Origin of the sequence: Vreelandella gomseomensis (assembly GCF_031451645.1) — a bacterium.
Taxonomy (GTDB): domain Bacteria; phylum Pseudomonadota; class Gammaproteobacteria; order Pseudomonadales; family Halomonadaceae; genus Vreelandella; species Vreelandella gomseomensis.
Genome location: NZ_JARWAI010000002.1, coordinates 272,583 through 293,152, shown reverse-complemented (window position 1 = coordinate 293,152; position 20,570 = coordinate 272,583). Strand labels below are relative to the sequence as shown.

General features: G+C 62.7%; 19 protein-coding genes. 2 read left to right on the top strand and 17 right to left on the bottom strand.

Annotation, left to right across the window (positions count from 1 at the left end; translation table 11 throughout):
- Position 1 precedes the first annotated feature (1 nt).
- From fabF to QC815_RS03485, 7 genes are all read right to left on the bottom strand, one after another.
- Positions 2-1,240 carry a beta-ketoacyl-ACP synthase II gene (gene fabF / locus QC815_RS03515; protein ID WP_230446677.1) on the bottom strand — a complete coding sequence of 413 codons (1,239 nt, stop codon included), beginning with the start codon at positions 1,238-1,240 and terminating at the stop codon, positions 2-4.
- Between the two features lie 198 nt (positions 1,241-1,438).
- Positions 1,439-1,672 (bottom strand): acyl carrier protein, encoded by a 234-nt coding sequence (gene acpP, locus QC815_RS03510; RefSeq protein WP_008956801.1) that lies wholly within the window; start codon positions 1,670-1,672, stop codon positions 1,439-1,441.
- Positions 1,673-1,796: 124 nt separating this feature from the next.
- Positions 1,797-2,540 carry a 3-oxoacyl-ACP reductase FabG gene (gene fabG / locus QC815_RS03505; RefSeq protein ID WP_230446676.1) on the bottom strand — a complete coding sequence of 248 codons (744 nt, stop codon included), beginning with the start codon at positions 2,538-2,540 and terminating at the stop codon, positions 1,797-1,799.
- A gap of 55 nt (positions 2,541-2,595) precedes the next feature.
- Positions 2,596-3,555, bottom strand: a complete 960-nt coding sequence (fabD, locus tag QC815_RS03500; RefSeq protein WP_230446675.1) for an ACP S-malonyltransferase — start codon at positions 3,553-3,555, stop codon at positions 2,596-2,598.
- Between the two features lie 129 nt (positions 3,556-3,684).
- On the bottom strand, positions 3,685-4,707 hold the full coding sequence (gene plsX / locus QC815_RS03495; RefSeq protein ID WP_230446674.1) for a phosphate acyltransferase PlsX: 1,023 nt from the start codon (positions 4,705-4,707) through the stop codon (positions 3,685-3,687).
- A 42-nt stretch (positions 4,708-4,749) separates the two neighbouring features.
- Complete coding sequence (rpmF, locus tag QC815_RS03490; protein ID WP_230446673.1) at positions 4,750-4,920, bottom strand: 50S ribosomal protein L32; 171 nt, start codon at positions 4,918-4,920, stop codon at positions 4,750-4,752.
- A gap of 34 nt (positions 4,921-4,954) precedes the next feature.
- Positions 4,955-5,482: a YceD family protein gene (locus QC815_RS03485; protein ID WP_230446899.1), complete on the bottom strand. Its 528-nt coding sequence runs from the start codon at positions 5,480-5,482 to the stop codon at positions 4,955-4,957.
- A 150-nt stretch (positions 5,483-5,632) separates the two neighbouring features.
- Between QC815_RS03485 and QC815_RS03480 the strand changes: the two genes are divergently transcribed.
- On the top strand, positions 5,633-6,232 hold the full coding sequence (locus QC815_RS03480; protein ID WP_309766965.1) for a Maf family protein: 600 nt from the start codon (positions 5,633-5,635) through the stop codon (positions 6,230-6,232).
- A 1-nt stretch (position 6,233) separates the two neighbouring features.
- Here the strand turns inward: QC815_RS03480 and sppA are convergent, their stop codons facing one another.
- The 3 genes from sppA to QC815_RS03465 are packed head-to-tail and all read right to left on the bottom strand — an operon-like array spanning position 6,234 to position 8,972.
- On the bottom strand, positions 6,234-7,337 hold the full coding sequence (gene sppA, locus QC815_RS03475; RefSeq protein ID WP_309767073.1) for a signal peptide peptidase SppA: 1,104 nt from the start codon (positions 7,335-7,337) through the stop codon (positions 6,234-6,236).
- Positions 7,338-7,370: 33 nt separating this feature from the next.
- Positions 7,371-8,021, bottom strand: coding sequence for an HAD family hydrolase (locus tag QC815_RS03470; RefSeq protein ID WP_230446670.1), 651 nt, complete (start codon positions 8,019-8,021; stop codon positions 7,371-7,373).
- A 9-nt stretch (positions 8,022-8,030) separates the two neighbouring features.
- Positions 8,031-8,972: an RluA family pseudouridine synthase gene (locus QC815_RS03465; protein ID WP_230446669.1), complete on the bottom strand. Its 942-nt coding sequence runs from the start codon at positions 8,970-8,972 to the stop codon at positions 8,031-8,033.
- 666 nt (positions 8,973-9,638) lie between these two features.
- Between QC815_RS03465 and rne the strand changes: the two genes are divergently transcribed.
- Complete coding sequence (gene rne, locus QC815_RS03460; RefSeq protein ID WP_309766963.1) at positions 9,639-12,926, top strand: ribonuclease E; 3,288 nt, start codon at positions 9,639-9,641, stop codon at positions 12,924-12,926.
- A 73-nt stretch (positions 12,927-12,999) separates the two neighbouring features.
- Here the strand turns inward: rne and murB are convergent, their stop codons facing one another.
- From murB to QC815_RS03425, 7 genes are read right to left on the bottom strand one after another with little or no spacing between them, the layout of a single operon-like run.
- A complete protein-coding gene (gene murB / locus QC815_RS03455) occupies positions 13,000-14,052 on the bottom strand; it encodes a UDP-N-acetylmuramate dehydrogenase (protein WP_230446667.1) in 1,053 nt (350 codons plus the stop codon).
- Complete coding sequence (locus QC815_RS03450) at positions 14,018-14,482, bottom strand: low molecular weight protein-tyrosine-phosphatase (protein WP_309766961.1); 465 nt, start codon at positions 14,480-14,482, stop codon at positions 14,018-14,020. The genes murB and QC815_RS03450 overlap by 35 nt, the downstream gene beginning before the upstream one ends.
- 3 nt (positions 14,483-14,485) lie before the next feature.
- Positions 14,486-15,262, bottom strand: a complete 777-nt coding sequence (gene kdsB / locus QC815_RS03445) for a 3-deoxy-manno-octulosonate cytidylyltransferase (RefSeq protein ID WP_230446665.1) — start codon at positions 15,260-15,262, stop codon at positions 14,486-14,488.
- Positions 15,263-15,472 carry a Trm112 family protein gene (locus tag QC815_RS03440; protein ID WP_230446664.1) on the bottom strand — a complete coding sequence of 70 codons (210 nt, stop codon included), beginning with the start codon at positions 15,470-15,472 and terminating at the stop codon, positions 15,263-15,265.
- Positions 15,473-15,488: 16 nt separating this feature from the next.
- Positions 15,489-16,484: a tetraacyldisaccharide 4'-kinase gene (gene lpxK / locus QC815_RS03435; RefSeq protein ID WP_230446663.1), complete on the bottom strand. Its 996-nt coding sequence runs from the start codon at positions 16,482-16,484 to the stop codon at positions 15,489-15,491.
- A complete protein-coding gene (gene msbA / locus QC815_RS03430) occupies positions 16,481-18,217 on the bottom strand; it encodes a lipid A export permease/ATP-binding protein MsbA (RefSeq protein ID WP_230446662.1) in 1,737 nt (578 codons plus the stop codon). Before msbA ends, lpxK begins: the two co-directional genes overlap by 4 nt.
- A gap of 56 nt (positions 18,218-18,273) precedes the next feature.
- Positions 18,274-20,541 carry a DNA internalization-related competence protein ComEC/Rec2 gene (locus QC815_RS03425; RefSeq protein ID WP_309766958.1) on the bottom strand — a complete coding sequence of 756 codons (2,268 nt, stop codon included), beginning with the start codon at positions 20,539-20,541 and terminating at the stop codon, positions 18,274-18,276.
- Positions 20,542-20,570: the final 29 nt, after the last annotated feature.

Genomic DNA, 20,570 nt, shown 5'->3' with positions numbered 1-20,570 from the left:
CCTACACCTTTTTGAACAGCAGCGAACCGTTGGTACCGCCGAAGCCGAAGGAGTTCGACAGGGCTACATCGATGCGCATATCACGCGCGGTGTGCGGCACATAATCGAGGCGACAGCCTTCCTGGGGGTTGTCCAGGTTGATCGTCGGCGGTGCCACCTGGTCGCGAATGGCCAGCACGCTGAACACCGCCTCGACCGCCCCGGCAGCACCCAGCAGGTGACCGATCATCGACTTGGTAGAACTGACGGCCACGCGCTGCGCCGCCTGCCCCATAACACTTTCGACGGCGCGGCTTTCGGCCAGATCGCCCGCCGCCGTCGAGGTGCCGTGGGCATTGATATAATCCACCTTGTCAGGATCAAGCTGCGCATCCTTGATGGCGTTGCTCATCGACATGGCGGCCCCGCTGCCGTCTTCGGGCGGCGACGTCATGTGATAGGCGTCGTCGCTCATGCCAAAGCCAGCCAGCTCAGCATAGATGGTCGCACCGCGCGCCTTGGCGTGCTCAAACTCTTCAAGCACCAGCACCCCCGCGCCATCCGACAGCACAAAGCCATCGCGGTCGGCGTCCCAGGGGCGGCTTGCGGCCTCGGGGTCGTCGTTGCGCGTCGAAAGCGCACGGGCGGCCGAGAAACCGCCCAGGCCCAGCGGCGTGGTAGCCATCTCCGCGCCGCCACATACCATGACGTCGGCATCACCGTAGGCAATCGTGCGCGCGCTGTAGCCGATGTTATGGGTACCGGTGGTACATGCCGTAGTGATGGCAATGTTGGGGCCCTTGAAACCGTGCTGGATCGCCATGTTGCCCGAGATCATGTTAATGATGGAGCCCGGCACAAAGAACGGCGAAATACGCCGCGCGCCGCCTTTGTTCAGCGCGTTGTGGTTGTGCTCGATCATTGGCAGACCGCCGATGCCCGACCCGATGGCCACGCCGATACGCTCGGCGTTATCCTCGTTGCACTCGATGCCTGCGTCCTGAACCGCCTGACCGCCAGCCGCCATCCCGTACTGGATGAACAGATCCATCTTGCGGGCATCTTTGGGATTCAGATACGGACTGATATCGAAATCCTTGACCGATCCGCCAAAACGCGTGTTGAACCCGCTGGCATCGAAGTGTTCGATCGGCGCAATACCGCTTTGTCCGGCCACGATATTGGCCCACGACTCTTGAACCGTATTTCCAACGGGGGTCACCAGGCCTAACCCAGTTACCACTACCCTTCTTCGCGCCATCAACTTTCCTCCAGGGATTCATGGTGACTCGACCCGATGCGGGTCAGTAATTGCCGTCAATGTTGTCGCTAGTATAACGGAGATTGAACGTTAAATTCAGTGTGACCGCAAAGCAAAAAAGCCGCCCCTTGTAAGGACGGCTTTTTAATACGGGTAGATATGAAGCCACCTACCCGGTTTCGCTGCATCAACTACCCCTTACTGATGGGCGTTGACGTAGTCGATGGCTTCTTGAACCGTAGTGATCTTTTCGGCTTCTTCGTCCGGAATCTCGGTATCGAATTCCTCTTCCAGCGCCATGACGAGCTCAACCGTGTCAAGCGAGTCAGCACCCAGATCTTCGGTAAAAGAAGAACTATTCTGGATATCTTCTTCTTTAACGTTCAGGCGCTCAGCCACTACTTTCTTTACGCGCTCTTCAATAGTACTCATCAACGTACTCCAGTCATTCACATTAGCCGTATTGGATAACCAGCCATTTGGGAACCGCAAGCCAAAAGCTGCGGGGTAGTTTATAGACGCCCTTAAGCTGACGCAACCGCCAGACCAAAGGCCATCAACGCATGTTCATACCGCCGTTAACGTGCAGCGTCTCGCCAGTGATGTATCCTGCCGCATCACTGGTCAGAAAACCAACCGCCGCGGCGATTTCTTCCGCCGACCCCAGCCGCGCCAGCGGAATCTGCTTCAACAGCATCTCGTGCTGCGCTTCCGGCAGCGCTTCGGTCATGTCAGTGGCAATGAAGCCCGGCGCCACCGCATTGACCGTAATGGCCCGCGAAGCCACCTCGCGTGCCAAGGCGCGGCTAAAGCCTTCCATGCCGGCCTTGGCCGCCGCATAGTTAGTCTGGCCCAGGTTGCCCATGGTCGCCACTACCGAACTGATCGACACGATACGCCCAAAACGCGCCTTGGTCATCCCGCGCAGACACGCCTTGCTGACCCGGTAGACCGACTTGAGATTGGTGTCCATCACCGCATCCCATTCGTCTTCCTTCATGCGCATCAGCAAATTATCGCGGGTGATACCGGCATTATTGACCAGTATCGTCGGCGCGCCGAAGCGCTCGGCGATAGTTTTCAGCACCTCATCGATGCTCGACGAGTCGGTCACATCGAGGCATAAACCAGCGCCTTCAACGCCCTGCTCAGCAAAGGCGGCATCGATTTTTTCGGCGCCCGCCTCTGTCGTTGCGGTACCGACGACGATACGCCCCTGTCGGCTCAGCTCATACGCCACTGCCCGGCCAATACCTCGACTCGCCCCCGTGACAAGGGCCACTCTACGTTCTTGGGTCATAAGGTCCTGCCTTTCGCCATGTAAACAAGCAAGGATAGCGGAAAGTCACCACTTATCATGCATTATCCGCCAACGCGTCGCGCGCCAGCTCGAGTGCGGCATCCAAGCTGTCGGGGTCGTTCACCGCCAGACTCTTGCTACCCCGCACGATACGCTTATTCAAGCCGGTGAGCACCTTGCCCGGGCCGCACTCGATAAACACGTTCGCCCCCTGCGCCGCCATTGCTTCTACGCAGGACGTCCAGCGCACGGGCTGATAAAGCTGTTCGATCAGCCGGGTGCGCAGCGTGTCAACGTCGGCGTGGGCCTCGGCATCCACATTCTGAATGACGGTATAGCGTGGCGGGCGCAGGTTGATGTCCTGCATGGCGGTCGCCAGACGCTCTGCCGCCGGGCGCATCAGGTCGCAGTGCGACGGAACGGATACCGGCAGCGGCATCGCACGCTTGGCACCGGCGTCCTGACAGGCCGCCATCGCTCGCTCGACGGCGGCTTTACCGCCGGCGATGACGACCTGTCCCGGCGCATTGTAGTTGACGGCCGACACCACCTCGCCCTGCGCCGCCTGAGCGCAGGCCGCTTCAACGGCTTCATTGTCCAGGCCCAGGATAGCGGCCATACCGCCTTCCCCGGCAGGCACTGCCTGCTGCATGGCGTCGCCGCGCAGGCGAACCAGCTTGACGCCCTCGGCAAACCCCAGCGCGCCCGCGCATACCATGGCGCTATATTCACCCAGGCTATGGCCCGCCATCACCGTGGGACGCGGCCCTTCAAGCTCCTGCCAGACGCGCCATATGGCCACGCTGGCGGATAGCAGCGCCGGCTGCGTGCACTCGGTCGCGTTTAGCGAGGCTTCCGGCCCCTCCTGGACGACCTTCCACAAATCGTAGCTTAACGCATCCGACGCTTCCTCAAAGGTCGTTCCCACGACGCTGTAACGCTCGGCAAGCTCGCGCAGCATCCCAAGCTGCTGCGAGCCCTGCCCGGGGAAAATGAGGGCAAGGGGTTGAGACATGTCGTTCACCTTTGCTCTTGTAGGCATTTGCTCAGTTGAGCGATAGACGCGGTCGTGGGCACATCCTGCTGCTCGCCATGACCCGCTAACGTGCGGTGCAATGGCGTAACCATTGCACCTATAAAAACGCTATCCATAACAGGCCCAGCGCTTGGCAAGCCGCTCAGGCAGGCTGTTGTCAACCTCCTGCATGGCGCGACGAATGGCATAGTAAAAGCCCTCTGCCTGGGTACCACCGTGACTTTTTACGACGATTCCCTGCAGACCCAGCAAGCTGGCACCGTTGTAGCGCACCGGATCAAGCTCTTGTTTTAAATGCGTTAATATCGGCCTGGCGATCCAGCTCGCCAGACGCCCCCTGAAGCGTGAGGCAAAGGCTGACTGTACGCGCTCGACCAGCATGCCGGCCAGGCCTTCGCTGGCCTTGAGCACCGCGTTGCCGGCAAAGCCATCGCAGACGATCACATCCAGCTCGCCCTGAAAGATATCACCGCCCTCGGCATAGCCAAGGTAGGCAAACGGCAGCCGGGCTGCTGACTCGCGCAGCAGCCGGTCGGCTTCGCGCACGCTGAGGCTGCCCTTGGTCGACTCGGCACCAACGTTGAGCAGTGCCACCCGTGGTCGCTCGATCTGGTCGACTTGGCGAGCCATCGCCGCGCCCATCAGGGCGAATTCCACCAGACGATGCGGCGGCGAATCGACGTTCGCGCCCAGATCGAGCAGGTAGCAGCGCCGCCCCCGGCGCGCGGGGATGGCCGTACTGATCGCCGGGCGCGACATGCCGTCCAGCATGCCCAGTTCGCGACGCGCTAGCGCCACCAGCGCCGCCGTATTGCCGACGCTGACGCCTGCCTGGGCATCTCCCTGCGCCACACAGCGCAACATCTGCGCCATGCTGGTCGACTGCCCGCGGCGCAACGCCCAGGCCGCCGTTGCCGTCATGGCCACGCTACTGGTCACATCATGGATCGCCAAACGTGACGTTGCCGCAGCCAATGGCCGCGGCAAACGCAAAAGTTCAGCAGTGATCTGCTGACGCGAACCAAACAGAACAAGCTCCAGACCGGGGTGGTCAACAACGGCCCTGGCAGCCCCTTCAATCAGCGCACAGGGGCCTTTATCGCCACCCATGACATCAATTGCTAGGCGCACAGAGCACCTGTTCGTTCGATCCTGTCGAAAAGCCAGGACGCGTTATGCGTCAACGACCTTGCGACCGCGATAGAAACCGTCCGGTGAAACGTGGTGACGCAGGTGCGTGGTGCCCGTTTCCTTGTCCTGAGACAGCGTAGGAGCGGTCAGCGCATCGTGGCTACGACGCATACCGCGCTTGGAACGAGTTTTACGGTTCTGTTGAACTGCCATGGGAGTACTCCAGGGTCTGTCGGTTTAAGGGTGCTTACTTCTTGCCTTTCAGCGTGCCAAGCACCGCGAAAGGGTTGGCAGGGGCTGATTCCTCTTCCCCGCCGTCTGTCTTGCTGACCAACTGCTCGGCCGACACGTGACAGTCTGCCTCGTCGTGGTAGACCACCTGGGGCAGACTGAGGATCAGTTCATCCTCGACGACCGTCAGCAAGTCCAGCTGTTCATTTTCCACCAGCACCGGTTCGTGGCTGGCCGGGAGCTCGCCGGCCAGGCTTTCGTCGGCAACCATGCCCAGCAGAAAGTCGCTGGCGACGTCCTGACTGAGCGGCTCCAGACAACGGCGGCAAGGTAGCGCCAGCGTTGCCTGCAGGTGGCCACGAATTTCGCGCCGCCCCTGGGTATCCACGCCAAATTCGAGCACGACGTGGCAGTCGCCCGATTGGAGGCCGGCTTCTTCGGCAAGGCGTGGCAGCTTATCAAGCGCTACCAGGCCTTCGAGTCGTTCGCGGCGGGTTGCAAGCTTGTAAGGCTCGACCCGGCTGGGGAGTTGTGTGGTCAACATAGGCGCGCAATGATAGGCACTCCCCATGCCGGTGTCAAAGCCAAGCGCACAATTCTTTGCAGTCATGGGCTAGGATACGCACCAGGCCCGGTTACACTACCTCATCGCGGTACGACCGATTCAAGCCACTGTCTTAGCAAGGAACATCCCATGCCTGACCCGACCCCCGCGCTGGTGCTGGCCTCGAGTTCACGTTCGCGTCGCCAACTGCTCGATCGCCTGCAGATGCCCTATCAGTGCTGCTCGCCCGATATCGATGAAACGCCCAAACAAGGCGAAACACCGCACCAGCTGGTGCATCGACTGGCGCTAAGCAAGGCCAATGCCGTCGCCGACCGCTTCCCTGGCCACTGCATCATCGGCTCCGATCAGGTGGCCGTCTTTGAGGGCGACATCCTAGGCAAACCGCATACTATCGAGCGCGCCGAGCACAACCTCAACCGCTTTTCCGGCCAGCGAGTCACCTTTCTAACCGGGCTGGCGCTGCTCGATACCCGCCACCACACGCACCGGGTCCATGTAGAGCCCTTCGACGTGTTTTTCAGACAGCTCAGCCGCGACGAAATCAGCGTCTACGTCAATAAAGAACAGCCGCTCGATAGCGCCGGAAGCTTCCGCATGGAAGGCCTGGGCATCAGCCTTTTCGAACGCCTCGAGGGGCGCGACCCCAACGCGCTCATCGGCTTGCCGCTTATCGCGCTTTGCGACATGCTGCGCCAGGCGAGCATCGACCCGCTCGGCGCCGGCTAGTTTACGGGGCTTGAAAGCGCAGCGGCGACGGCGAGGTATCCACGCCCATCAGCTGAATGGCTGTCTGGGTGAAGCGCCGGGTCAGGCGATCAAACGGATCGAGACTCGGCGTGTAGTTCCGCCAGTCAGCGTCGGCGGCGTAGTCGCGGGCAACATCATCGATGGTGCCGAGCTGATCGACCAGCCCCAGCGCCTTGGCCTGCTCGCCACTCCACACCAGGCCGCTGAACAATGATTCATCATCGCTCAAGCGATCACCGCGACCGGCTTTGACATCATCGATAAACTGCTGATGCGTACTGTTCAACACGCCCTGCCAGAACGCTTCGTCCTCGTCGTCAAACGGCTGAAAGGGATCGAGAAAGGCCTTGTTGTCCCCGGCGGTCAACACGCGCCGTTCGACGCCCACCCGATCGATGGCGTCCTGCAGCCCGAAACCGGAATAAATCACTCCGATGGAGCCCACCAGACTTACCGGTGACGCCACAACGTCGTCAGCGGCGGCGGCAATGTAGTAAGCGCCACTGGCACCGATATCTTCGATGACGGCCACGATGGGCTTATCCCCTGATTCGCGCAGCCGCATGATTTCCGCATAAATACGTTGCGACTGGACAGGACTGCCGCCCGGGCTATTGATGTGGAGCACCACGGCCTTGGCGCTATCGGCGTCCCAGGCATTGCGCAACCCCTCGATGATCCGCTCGGCATTGGCGGGCGCATCCTCGGCAATCACCCCGCTCACGTCGATCCTTGCTAGGTGCGCCTGCGACGTCGGCGCAGTCGTCGCGGGTGCATAAAATTGATACACCCCGATGCCGATGGCTGCCGCCAGCAGGCTAAGCATCAGCAGGCGGAAGAACAGCTTCCAGCGGCGCGAACGACGCTGCTCGGCCAGCACGCCGCCGATCCAGTGGTCCATCATCTCGAGCTGAGCCAGGCGCTGGCGCTCGCGCAGCGTCTCGGGATCGTCATCGGGATGCCCTGACGGCTGACTATCTTGCCCCGAGGGCACTTCGGCGCCCTGAGTCCAGCGGTCTTCCGGGGATTGCTGCTCGGACGGTGTCGCCTGGGGCTCGTCGCGACGCGAGTCGTCATCTTTCATCACTCACTGCTTCCTCATTAACACGCCGACGAGTTATGCCTGCAGCCAGGCAAACAGCTCATCGACGCTGTGGGCAATCATTTCCGGCTGGCTGACGGCCAGACGCTCGGGAGTATGCACCCCATAGCTAACCCCGACCCGTGGCATACCTATCGCCCGGGCCATTTCCAGGTCGTATTCGGTATCGCCGATCATCACCGCCCGCTCCAGCGGCACGGCCAGCTCGTCGAGCAGTTCCATCAGCATCTGCGGATGGGGCTTCGAGCGCGTTTCGTCGGCGGTACGGCTGGCATGAAACCAGTCGAGGCTGCCGGTCTCGCGAAAAATCCGGTCAAGCCCGCGTCGGCTTTTACCCGTCGCGACCGCCAGACGCGGTGCCCCAGAAGCGCGCAGACGCGCCAGGTGATCTTCCACACCGGCAAAAAAGCGCATCGGGGTAGTGTCCACATGCACAAATTGATGCGCATAGCCTTGGCGAAGACGCTCGGCCTGCTCTGGCGATATGCCCGGGCAAAGCGTTTCAATGGCTTCAGGCAACCCCAGACCGATGATGTTCTCGATATCCGCCTGGGGAAGCATCCCCAACCCCGCCTCGATACCCGCCGTCTGCATGCAGGAAACGATACGCGGCACCGAATCCATCAGCGTACCGTCCCAATCAAAGATGACCAGCTCATAGCGCATGGGAGCTCCTTATCGGCGCACGCGATTAAGTGTGTCTTCTAGCGCCTCAGGCAGTGGCGCCTTGACCGTTACCGGACGTCCATTGGAAGGCTCGGGAAAGGTCAGCGCGCGAGCATGCAGGAACAGTCGGCCAAGCCCGAGCTGCTTGGTAAGCAAGCCGCTCTCTCGATTGGCATACTTGTCATCCCCAAGTAGCGCGTGACCGGCATGCGCGGCATGCACACGAATCTGATGCGTCCGCCCGGTCACCGGCTCGGCCTCGATGAGCGTGGCTTTTTCGAAGGTTTCCACGACCGCAAAGTGGGTGCGCGACACCTTGCCGTTAGGATCCACCCTGACGCGCCGCTCACCGTTGCCCGCATCATAACGATCCAGACGGGCGCTTTCGTAGGTCTTGCGGGCCGGCCAGCGGCCTGCCACCAGCGCCAGATAGCGCTTGTCCATGCCGTGCTTCTTGAGCGCCTCGTTGAGCGTCACCAGCGCATCCCGGGACTTGGCCAGCAGCAGGCAGCCCGACGTATCACGGTCCAGACGATGCACCAACTCCAGAAACGTCAGATCGTCACGTACCTGGCGCAGCGCCTCGATCAAACCGATCTTGACCCCGCTGCCACCGTGAACCGCCAGGCCCGACGGCTTATTGAGCACCATCCAGTCCGGCCCCTCCATGATGACGCTGCCGACCAGCAGGTCACGCAAATTATCGCTGACGTCCTTGACGGCGTCGCGGGGCGCGAGGCGCAGCGGCGGGATACGTACCAGATCCCCGGCCTGGAGGCGGTAATCCACCTTGACGCGCTTTTTATTGACCCGTACTTCCCCCTTGCGCACGATCCGGTAGATCAAGGCACGCGGGGCTCCCTTCAGGCGCGTCATCAAAAAATTGTCGATTCGCTGGCCGGATTGCTCTTGGGCAATGTCCACCCACTGTACTTCGCGCCCTTCGGCCATTGCCGCGCACTCCTGCATATAGGCTAAAAAACGGCATTCTACCGTAGACCAACCCCCAATGCGTCAATTGCTGGTCGTTAGCTTTACTGTTATATTCCAAAGCGCTTACCGGCTGATGCAGACCATTGATGCCATCGCGTTGTCATCAGGTAATTGAAGATGTCATCACTGTCATTGGCCAGCGCCTGCCCGACCAACACGCAGGCCGGAGCACGAGAGGTGGTTCAGTGTACGCATTACCCATCCTCTCCGTAATAAAATGCAGTAACTCTGCCGCCGGTTTCAAAGACGGCAGACAGGATCATGCCCGACCCTCAACGGCGGGCGATCGTTTAAAACGCCACGTCCTAAGTAGCCACGCTGAAACGTCACAACGCGCTGCCTGCTTATGACGACAAAGTTCAACACCGTGCCGACGGTCGGTGTTGGTGAATCGATGAATGCCAGGTGTTGGCGGTGTCAGCAGGGCCGGATGGACGTGACAGCCACCGAAACATGTCCTGCCTCCGCCACGTACTCAACGCCCAATTGGCCAGGTCGGCGATCACGCCTTCCTGGTAAAATGCGTCAGCATCGCTATGCGCCGAGCACAAGCACGCAGCACCCAGCGGTTCGCCACATCACCCCCAAGGTGGTTCGTCGGCACGCTTCGCTATGCGAGACACTATGAAAAGAATGCTGATCAATGCGACCCAGCCTGAAGAGCTGCGTGTCGCTCTGGTTGATGGACAACGTTTATACGACCTGGATATCGAGTCTGGCGCCAGGGAACAGAAAAAAGCCAATATCTATCGCGGCAAGATCACCCGCGTCGAGCCCTCTCTGGAAGCCGCCTTTGTCGACTACGGCGCCGAACGCCATGGCTTTCTGCCGCTGAAGGAAATCTCGCGGGAATATTTTGTAAAGGACGTTTCCGGTCGTCCAAGCATCAAAGAAGTGCTCAAGGAAGGACAGGAAGTCATCGTCCAGGTCGACAAGGAAGAACGCGGCAATAAAGGCGCGGCCTTGACCACCTTTATCAGCCTGGCCGGCCGTTTCCTGGTGCTGATGCCCAACAACCCGCGTGCCGGCGGTATCTCGCGGCGCATCGAAGGCGACGAGCGCAGCCAGCTGAAAGACGCCATGGGCCAGCTCACCGTCCCCGACAAGATGGGCCTGATTGTTCGCACCGCAGGCATCGGCCGAAGCCCTGAAGAGCTGCAGTGGGATCTGGACTACCTTGTGCAGGTGTGGGAGTCGATCACCACCGAAGCCGGTAAACGCGCCGCGCCGTTCCTCATCTACCGCGAATCCAACGTGATCATCCGCGCGATGCGCGACTACCTGCGCCAGGATATCGGCGAAGTCCTCATCGACAGCCCAGAGATTCATGCTGAAGCGCTGGCCTTCATCCGCCAGGTGATGCCCTCCTATCAGCAGAAGATCAAGCTTTACGCCGACGAGGTGCCGCTGTTCTCGCGCTTCCAGATCGAATCGCAGATCGAAACGGCCTACCAGCGCGAAGTCAAACTGCCTTCGGGCGGCTCGATCGTGATCGACCATACCGAGGCCCTGGTATCCATCGACATCAACTCGGCCCGCGCCACACGCGGCAGTGATATCGAAGAAACCGCGCTGCAGACCAACTCCGAAGCCGCCGACGAGATCGCCCGTCAGCTGCGTCTGCGCGATATTGGCGGCCTGGTGGTCATCGACTTTATCGACATGGGCCCGGCGCGCAATCAGCGCGAGGTCGAAAATCGCATGCGCGACGCCCTCAAGCTGGATCGCGCCCGGGTGCAGATCGGGCGCATCTCGCGCTTTGGCCTGATGGAGATGTCCCGCCAGCGCCTGCGTCCGTCGCTGGGCGAAACCAGCGGCGTGGTCTGCCCGCGCTGTAACGGTCAGGGCACCATCCGCGATGTCCGTTCGATGTCCCTGTCGATCATGCGCCTGATCGAAGAAGAGGCCATGAAAGAGCGCAGCGCGCAGATTCGCGCCATTCTGCCGGTGCCGGTGGCCACCTACCTGCTCAACGAAAAACGCAGCGTGCTGGCCGATATCGAATCCCGCCAGGGCGTGCGCGTGGTGCTGCTGCCCAATCCAGACATGGACACGCCGCACTACGACGTTCAGCGTCTGCGCGACGATCATCTCGACGAAGACGACAGCCAGACGCTGTCGAGCTTCGAGCTGTCCACCGACACCGACGTGGGCAAAGAGCCCGATCCCAGCTTTGTGCCCCCGGCCCAGCGAGCTGAAGCCGCGGTTAAAAGCGTTGCCCACAACGCCCCCGCACCGGCGTCACTGCAGAGCGACCCGGCCCCGCAGGGCGCCGCACAGACCAGCAGCGCCGGGGATGCCAGCATGCTGGGACGCTTCATGCGCGGCTTTGCCAAGCTGCTGGGCGGCGACGACCAACGCGCTGCGCCTGCCGAGCCGGCCAAGCCCACCAAGTCGGAGCCCGAACCCGCCGCACCGCGCAAAACCGCCGAGCAGCGGCCTGCCCCCGCACGCAAGGAAGCGCCGCCGAAACGCGAGCGCGATGCCGAGCGTGAGGAAAGCAGCGCCAAGAATACCCAGCGGAATAACGCGTCGCGCAGCGCCGACAACGATAGCGGCGATAAAGACAAGCGCAACGGCCCCAGCCGGACCCGCAACCGCCGCCGCCATCCTCAGCAGGACGACGGCAGCACCGGTCAGGACAGCGCCAACAAGCCCAGCCGTCAGAAAGATACCACGCCGGATTCCGCGAAAGACAGCGACAGCGAGGCCTCGGGCAAAAGCGCGCCCGCCAAGGCTCGCCGCGACTCAAACCGGGACGCGCCACGCAACGCAAAAGCTGACATCGATCAGGGTCAGGATAGCGCCGGCGCCGAGGCCCCTGCCGCCAAACAGGATGACGGCAAGCCCAAGCGCACGCGTAACAATCCGCGTCAGCGCACCCGCAAGCAGGCGATCAACCCGAAGGCGGAAGCCGAACAGCTGAAGCTTCAGGCCGAGGCCGCCGAAGCGCCGAGCGCAGACGCCAGCACGCCTGACCAGGACGCAAGCCCGTCTAGCGACACCCGCGCGGATAGCGCGTCGGCGACTCAAGAGGAAGCCTCTCAGCCGACGTCTCCTGTCGCTGAGGATAGTGCTAAGACGCCTGAAGACAGCAACACCCAGGCCGATGCGGCGCAACCGGCCGGTAGTGCTGCCGATGATGACAGCAGCGACGAAGCCGCAACGACCGCAGAGCGCCCCGTCGCCGAAGCGTCCAAAGCGCGCAAGTCGACGCACCAGCGTCGTCAGTCCAAGAAGGCGTCGCGTCAGGCTGCTGACAGCGCATCGCCGACTGAAGACGACGTGAGCCAGACGGCCCAGGCGCCCGCCGATACGTCCGCTCAAGAGGACGCCAAGACTGCCGACGCCCCGGCGGACACCCAGGCATCAGCGCCCCCTGCCGCCGCGTCTCCTGAGGAAGCAGCGGCGCCTTCGGCCCCTACCGAAGCACCGCTGGTAGACCCCAAGGCGTCGACGGATCAGGACGCCGGTGATGCTCAGCCGCAGGTTGATACGCCTGCCGCGACGGCGCCTGAAACGGCAGACGACGTGACCGCCCCGGTAGATACAGGCGAAGCGAAAGCCGATGCCAACAAGCCTGCGGCGACAGAGGCGGCGCCAACGCCTGCCGCAAGCGAGGCGTCAACGGACACACCGGCAGCCACGCCTCAAGCCAGCGACGCTAACGACGCAGCTAAGGCCCAGGCGGATGCCGAGCCGGCTGACGCGCAGGCCACAACGCCCACCGCCAACGCTACGCCGGAAACACCCGCCGAGCCAGCCGCAACGCCCAAAGAAGCGCAACCTGCGCCGCCCAAGGGTGACGCGGTCGCCGACGAGGCGGCCAAACCGCGTCGGCGTCGCAGCCGCGCTCACAATGATCCCCGCGAACGGCGCAAGCAGCAGACCCAGGACGCCAGCTCCGATTGATCGCTGACGCGCCTTGAAACGAAAACGCCCCGCTTTTAAGCGGGGCGTTTTTATGCCTGGCAAGTATCGCCGCTCACGTCTCTATCAGGCGCGGCTCCGGGGTCAGCGTAACCGCAAAACGCGCGGCCACCTTACCCGCGACCGTATCGGCCAGCGCCAGCAGGCCCTGGCGATTGCCGCCGCCAAAATGCACCAGCACCAGCGCCTGTCGCTCGTGAACCCCGAAGGCGCCCTGACGAAAGCCTTTCAGCCCGCACTGGTCGATGAGCCAGCCCGCCGCCAGCTTTGTCAGCCCGTTTCCCTGGGGAAAACACGGCATAGCAGGGTAGCGCTCGCGCAACGCATTCGCCTGTTGATCCGGCACGACAGGATTCTTGAAAAAACTGCCCGCATTGGCCAACTGCTCCGGGTCGGGCAACTTTTCACGGCGCACCGCGCACACCGCATTGGCCACCGCCAGCGGCGTGGGCGATGCCGACACCCGCGACGCCAGATCGCCGTAGTCCAGCCTGGCCTTGGGCTGGCGCGAGACACGCAGCTGCAGCTGGGTGATCACCACGCTGTCGGCGAGCTCGCCCTTGAAGATACTGTCACGATAGCCAAATTGACAGGCATCAGAACTTAACCAACGCGTCTCACCGGTGGCCCGCTCAACCACTTGCACCGCCTTCAAGCGGTCGGCAAGCTCCACGCCGTACGCGCCGATGTTCTGCACCGGCGCGGCACCGCAATCGCCAGGAATCAGGGCCAGGTTTTCGGCGCCCCACAGCCCTGCAGTCGCCAATGCCATGACCAGCTGATGCCAATTGACCCCCGCACCCACGTGGGCCGTGAGCCCATGCGCATCCGCTTCCAGCCACCACTGGTTGAGTGCCGGTCGGATGACGATACCGCTCAACGTCTCGGGCAGCAGCACATTGCTGCCACCGCCGAGCAGCGTTATCGAGCAGCCTTCACGGCGGGCCACGGCAAGCACCTGCTGCAGCTGGGCCAGCGTGCGCGGCGCGGCATAACGCTCGGCCACACACGGCAGACGCAGGGTGTTGGCATGGCGCAGGTCTACCTCACGCTGTACGACACACGCTGCCACCTCAACGGCCACGCTGGAGGTGATCGACCAGTCCATCAGCAGCGGCTTCCAGCAGGTTCAGGACGTGCTCGAAGCCATCATCGCCACCGTAATACGGGTCCGGCACTTCGCTTTCGGACACGTCAGCAAAGTCGAGCAGCAACCCGACATGCGCACGGGCCTGCTCGGGCTTCATGGCCAGCATGGCGCGCAGATTATCGTGATCCATACCCAGCACATAGTCGTACTCCATGAAATCCTCAGGCACCAACTGGCGCGCCCTCAGACCACTGATATCGACGCCCCGTTGGCGGGCCGCCGCCTGCGCGCGCGGGTCGGGCGCTTTACCCAGATGCCAGTCACCGACGCCACAGGAATCGACCTCCACACGATCTTGCCAACCGGCACGCGCCAAGGCGCGGCGAAACACGCCTTCCGCGGTCGGCGAGCGACAGATATTACCCAGGCAAACAAACAACACGTTCACGACTTACTCCTTCTGCGATGCTGGGGACAATAGCGCGCGTACCCGGTCGAGATCCTCGGCCGTATCGACCCCTGCCGGATTGATGTCGCAGGCAAGGGCGACCTGGATGACATGGCCATTCTGCAGGGCACGCAGCTGCTCGAGCTGCTCCAACTGCTCAAGGCTCGAGGCCGGCCAATCCCAGTAAGCGTGCAGAAAACTCACCCGATAGGCGTAAAGGCCAATGTGGCGCAGCCACGCATCGGTGCCCAGCAACGACGGCGGGGAAGAAAACTGCTCACGATCCCAGGGAATCGGCGCCCTTGAGAAATACAGCGCGCGCCCTTGCAATGACCGCACGACCTTTACCACGTTGGGATTGAACAGCGCGTCGACATCCGTGATCGGCTCCGCGAGCGTGGCGATGGATGCCCGGTCATCGCCTGCCAGCCGCTCCGCGACCTGATCGATCAGCGCCGGGGGAATCAATGGCTCATCGCCCTGAACATTGACCACCAGTTCGGCCTCGCCCAGCGCCAGCTGGTCGGCGACCTCGGCCAGCCGGTCGGTGCCTGACGCGTGATCCTGGCGCGTCATCACCACCTCGGCCCCGTAGGGCTTCAAGGCGGCTTTAATACGCGCATCGTCGGTGGCAACCACCACCCGGCTCGCCCGGCTCTGACAGGCACGCCGCCAAACGTGGGCGATCATTGGTTCGCCGGCGATGTCCAGCAGCGGCTTGCCCGGCAGCCGACTTGACCCATAGCGCGCGGGGATTACCACGGTAAACGCCAAGCTCATTCAACCCTCTCCTGTGCGACCCGGCGAGGGGGGTAGCTTTTCGTCGACATCCAGGGGGCGCGCGGCTTCAGGCAGCATGACCGGGATACCTTCCTCGATCGCGTAGGCCAGGCCATCGTAAACACACCGCAGCTCCTGGGCCTCGCGGTCGTATTTCAGCTTGCCTTGACACAGCGGGCAGACCAACATCGCCAGCAGTTCCTTATCCATGAGCGTTTCTCCTACCTCAGGTAAGCGCTGACAGTTTGCCTGTCAGCCAATGCGCAAATTCAGGTGGAAGCGACGCTTCCACATCGAGAACCCAACTATCGGGCGGGGCAATTTTCTGGCATTTCACGGCATCCTTGGCCGTCATCACCAGCGGACGCCCGCGCAGCGGCCTCAACAGCGCCTCGGTCAACGGCTGATGATCCGCCAACGGGTGCCACTCTCCCACGACCCCGAGCGACGCCAACGTGGCGAAGAAGCGCTCGGGATTGCCGATAGCGGCCAGCGCATTAACCGGCCCGCTGAACGGCAGCGGCGTAAGCGGGAGGCGCTGGCCATCGCTCAGGCGACGCCAGCCGGAGGGCACCAGGCACATGGAAACGGTCTCCACCGGCAGCGGGGTCGCGATGTCGCCATTGACGATCACGGCATCAACGCTCTTCAAGCGGCTCGGCGGCTCGCGTAACGGGCCTGCCGGCAGGCAGTCGCCATTGCCCAACCCGCGGGCGCCATCGATTACCACCAGTTCAATATCGCGCGCCAGGGCAAGATGCTGCAAGCCATCGTCGCTGATAATCACGTCGCAGCCGGCTTCCACCAGCGCGGCTGCGCCCCGACCTCGCTGGGGGTCGACCACCACCGGCAGACCGGTTTGCTGGGCGAGCATCAGCGGTTCATCACCGCTTTCCTCCACCGGGGTGGTCGTGGTCACCCGCAGCGGGTGGTCGTGGGTTCGCCCGCCATAACCGCGGGACACAATGCCCGGCGACCACCCCTGAGCCGTCAGCCAGCGCCCAAGCCAGGCCACCAACGGCGACTTGCCGGTGCCGCCCAGGGTAATGTTGCCGACGACGATCACCGGAACAGGCGTGCGCCAGACGGGGCGCTTTCCGCGCGCGTACTGGCTCGCCCGGCGCTGCATGAGCCATTGATAAAGCCGACCCAGCGGCCGCAGCGGCCACAGCCAGCGACTTCCCTGATAGGCGCCGGCCAACCAGCGGTCGGCTAGGCTCACTGGGGCTCCTGAAACTGCAGCTGATGCAGCGCGGCATACGCACCGCCGGCCGCCAACAGCGTTTGATGGCTGCCCTGCTCGATGATACGCCCCTGATCCATCACAATAATCCGGTCGGCGCGTTCGATGGTCGACAGCCGATGGGCAATGACCAAGGTCGTGCGCCCCTGACAAACGTCTTCGAGCGCCTTCTGAATATAGCGCTCTGATTCGGTATCCAGGGCCGACGTTGCCTCGTCAAGAATCAACAGCGGGGCATCCTTGAAAATCGCCCGGGCAATGGCCAGGCGCTGGCGTTGGCCGCCTGACAGCATCACCCCATTCTCACCGACGACCGTGGCATAGCCCTGGGGCAGCTGATCAATAAATTCATCGGCGTAGGCGGCCTCAGCCGCCGCCTTGACGGCGGCCGGGTCGGGGTTGTCGATGCCATAGGCAATGTTGTCGGTGATCGTGGCGTTGAACAGCGTCACCTGCTGGGACACCAGCGCCATCTGCTGGCGTAAGGGGCGCAATGCGTACGTTTCAAGGGCCACCTCATCGACGGTAATGCGCCCTTCACTGGTATGGTAGAAACGCGGCAGCAAGCTCACCAGGGTCGACTTGCCGCTACCGGAGCGCCCTACAATGGCGACCATTTCACCGGGCGCCACTTCCAGATTGATGTCGCGAAGCACATAGGGCTGGTCATCGGCATACCGGAAACTGACGTTTTCAAGCTTGACGCTCCCCGCCAGCCGCTCGACGCGGTAGGTGCCACTATCCTTTTCCGGGGTTAGATCCATCAGGCCGAACAGCTCGGCGGCCGCCGCGATGCCTTTCTGTATTTCGCTGTTGATTTCCGTCAGCTGACGAACCGGCTTGATCATCAGCGCCGCTGCGGTAATAAAGGCAACAAACTCCCCCGGTGTCATGCTCGCCATCAGGGAAGGCGCCATGGCCAACCAGACCAGAATGGCCATGGAAATCGCCACCAGAATCAAGATGACCGGCGAACTGATGGCGCGGGTCATGGCTTCTTTCATGCTTTGGCGGCGGTTTTCTTCGCTGACGCGCTCAAACCGCTGTCGCTCGTAGGACTCGGCACCGTGGGTACGCACCACGCGGTGTCCTGATAGCGCCTCGGAGGCCACGTGGGTGACGTCCCCCATGGAGTGCTGGATACGCTTGGACAGTCGCCGGAAACGCTTGCTGGCGTAGCTGACAACGCCGGCGATAATCGGGGTAACGCCCAGGAATAGCAGCGTCAGTAGCCAGTTGGTCCAGAACAGATAGCCCAGCAGGCCAATCACAAACAGCCCTTCGCGCAGCAGAATCGTGAACGCCTTGGTCGCCGCACCCGCGACCTGCTCCACATGATAGGTGACCCGCGACACCAGGTGACCGCTCGAGTGGTGGTCGAAGAACTTGCCGGGCAGGTGCAGCATATGCGCAAAGACATCGCAGCGCAGGGTATGAATGACATAGCGCCCGACGTAGGCCATGAAATAGGTGCTAAGAAAGGTACCGATGCCCCGTGCGGTAAACATGATAATCACGAACATCGGTAGAAATAGCCGGAAAGAGGCGTCGGGGTTTTGAATGCCGTCAATCAGGCGTTTCATCATCTCCGCCAGCGCCGTACTCGACGCGGCGTAAATGACGAACCCCACGATCGCCAGGCTAAAGGCACGCCAGTGCGGCTTTACATAACTCAATAAACGTTTATAGAGGACCCAGCCTGATTCAGTCACACGAGCTCCTAAGCATTAGCGTGCAGTGGGGAAATTCTACCTGATGGCGCGCGGCATCAACACCGCTGTCGCGGCTTGAACACTTGGCGCAGGGTTTTTATTTCAGGTGCAGCCCCGGGCATGAGCCGCAGTTGAACAGCCCCGTCCTGCGCGGTGTTCCATAAACAGCTGCCCTGCTCGCGGAACCGCCGCACCACCGTGTCGCTTGGATGGCCGAAGGGGTTGTCACGCCCGGCGCTAAAAATGACGTGCCGGGGATCGGCCGCGCGCACGAACTGAGGCCCCGAACTCGAGGCACTGCCGTGGTGACCGGCCACCAACGCCGTGATCGGCGCATCCAGATCGCCCACCAGGCGGCGCTCGACCTCACGCCCGACATCTCCAGTAATCACCACGCGCTGCCCGCCGACGTCGATGGCCAGCACACACGACCGGTCATTGGCCGACGCCTCGGCCTGTTCGGCATTGGGCCACAATACCTGATAGCTGACGCCATCACGCTGCCATCGGTCGCCCCGCTCGCAGGCATTGCTCGCCACGGCGAGTGGCTCGCTGGACGGCGCGCGCCATTCGCCTACCCGATGCTGGTCGCGCAGCGCCTGCACACCGCCGGCATGATCGCTGTCGCCGTGGCTCACCATGACGCGGTCGAAATACTGTCCGGGCGGCCACAGGGTTTCGATGGGCATGAACCCTGAGCGATAGCGCGGGCCCGTGTCCACCAGCATGCGGTAATCGGCGCTGCGCAATTCCACCAGCTGCCCTTGGCCCACGTCGTAGACGGTGATGATGAGCTCTCCCTCTGCTGAACGTGGCGACGCAGGCCAAAAAGGCACTACGATGACCGCGACCAGCGCACCACGCCTCAACCAGGCAGCCATACCCGGCAACCCCCAGCTCAGTGCCGTGACGCACAGCCCTAACGCCCAGGGCAGATGCAGGTAACGCGGCGGCTCCCATTGGGGCCAGTGAACCACGGCGTATTCAAGCGCGGTATAGAAGACCTCCAACCCCTGCTCGAAAAGCCACCACGCGGCCGTCGACGCGTAAGGCAGCGGCGTCAGCAACCACCCCAGCAGCGCCAGGGGCACCATCACCAGGCTCATGAAGGGCACCGCGATGAGATTGATCAGCGGGGCGGCCGGCGCCACGCGGCCAAAGGCGATCAGCACCGCGGCGGCCATCAGCGGCGCCAGCAACAGCTGAGAGCGCAGCAATGCCCAGCCCCAACCGCGCAGACCTTGCGGCCGGGGCCTGCCTTGCCAGATGATGATCAGCCAGGCCACGGCGAGAAACGACAGCCACAGCCCAGGCCGCCACAAGGCCACGGGATCCAGCATCAGCACGGCGGCCAGCGCCAGCCACCACCCTTGCCAGGGTCCGGGCGCATGACGCCCACTCATCACCCAGAGCCCCACCACGGTCATGATCATGGCCCGCATCGCGGGCGGCGCCATCCCCGCGAGTACCGCATAGCCAAGCGCCGCCACGCCGGATAGCCACCAGGGCCATGCCTGAAGCCGCCAGTTGCCTGGGCTCACCCAGCGGGCTGCCTGACGGGCAATCAGCAAGACAAACGACGCCACAAGCCCCACGTGCAAACCAGATATGACCACCAAATGGGTCGTGCCGCTGGCGTTGAGCAGCTCCCAGTCATCCTGAACAAGCTGATCACCCAACCCAAGCGTCAGCGCCGCCAGCCAGCGCTTTGTCCGCGGTGCCAGGGGCTGGTCTTGAAGGCCGGCATGCGCCTGCTGGCGAAGCGAGAACGGCGCTGCGGTCAACCGCTTAGAAGGAGGATCCTGGCGCACATACCCGGTGGCGTGAATCCCTTCGCGCCACAGCCAGTGGGCAAAATCGAACGTGCCGGGATTCATGAAACCAGTGGGCGGGCGCAAGCGCAGCGTCATCTGCCAGCGCTCACCGGGCTTGGGCAATACGTCTGCGAAGGCGTAAGCGCTGACGCGAACCCGTTCAAGCCCCTTGCAGGCCGGTCGCCGGGCAGGCGCCTCGCAGCGTTGCACGTCCAGCAAAAGGCGCATACCATCCTTGACCTGCTGGGTCTCGGCCACTCGCCCCTCGACGCGTACATCCTCGCCGGTAAGTCCCAAGGGTAACTGGTTCGCCCACTGAGACTGCACCGCCACCAGCCCCCAGCAGGCCATCAGCCACCAGAGACAATACCGGCCACGCACAGCGGCGAGTAACAGCATCCCAAGCAGCGTGGTCAGCCACAGCGAATTGCCGCCCGGCCCCAGCCAGCCGCCGAGTGCCCCTCCCGCCATCACCGACAGTGCCGTCGGCATGGCAAGCCCAACGCGCATAGCCCCCTCCCTGGCAAGCCCTCCTTACC

Coding starts and splice junctions, on each gene's coding strand:
- fabF (WP_230446677.1), bottom strand. CDS start 1,240: ATGGCGCGAAGAAGGGTAGTGGTAACTGGGTTAGGCCTGGTGACCCCC.
- acpP (WP_008956801.1), bottom strand. CDS start 1,672: ATGAGTACTATTGAAGAGCGCGTAAAGAAAGTAGTGGCTGAGCGCCTG.
- fabG (WP_230446676.1), bottom strand. CDS start 2,540: ATGACCCAAGAACGTAGAGTGGCCCTTGTCACGGGGGCGAGTCGAGGT.
- fabD (WP_230446675.1), bottom strand. CDS start 3,555: ATGTCTCAACCCCTTGCCCTCATTTTCCCCGGGCAGGGCTCGCAGCAG.
- rpmF (WP_230446673.1), bottom strand. CDS start 4,920: ATGGCAGTTCAACAGAACCGTAAAACTCGTTCCAAGCGCGGTATGCGT.
- QC815_RS03485 (WP_230446899.1), bottom strand. CDS start 5,482: ATGTTGACCACACAACTCCCCAGCCGGGTCGAGCCTTACAAGCTTGCA.
- QC815_RS03480 (WP_309766965.1), top strand. CDS start 5,633: ATGCCTGACCCGACCCCCGCGCTGGTGCTGGCCTCGAGTTCACGTTCG.
- sppA (WP_309767073.1), bottom strand. CDS start 7,337: ATGAAAGATGACGACTCGCGTCGCGACGAGCCCCAGGCGACACCGTCC.
- QC815_RS03470 (WP_230446670.1), bottom strand. CDS start 8,021: ATGCGCTATGAGCTGGTCATCTTTGATTGGGACGGTACGCTGATGGAT.
- QC815_RS03465 (WP_230446669.1), bottom strand. CDS start 8,972: ATGGCCGAAGGGCGCGAAGTACAGTGGGTGGACATTGCCCAAGAGCAA.
- rne (WP_309766963.1), top strand. CDS start 9,639: ATGAAAAGAATGCTGATCAATGCGACCCAGCCTGAAGAGCTGCGTGTC.
- murB (WP_230446667.1), bottom strand. CDS start 14,052: ATGGACTGGTCGATCACCTCCAGCGTGGCCGTTGAGGTGGCAGCGTGT.
- kdsB (WP_230446665.1), bottom strand. CDS start 15,262: ATGAGCTTGGCGTTTACCGTGGTAATCCCCGCGCGCTATGGGTCAAGT.
- QC815_RS03440 (WP_230446664.1), bottom strand. CDS start 15,472: ATGGATAAGGAACTGCTGGCGATGTTGGTCTGCCCGCTGTGTCAAGGC.
- QC815_RS03425 (WP_309766958.1), bottom strand. CDS start 20,541: ATGCGCGTTGGGCTTGCCATGCCGACGGCACTGTCGGTGATGGCGGGA.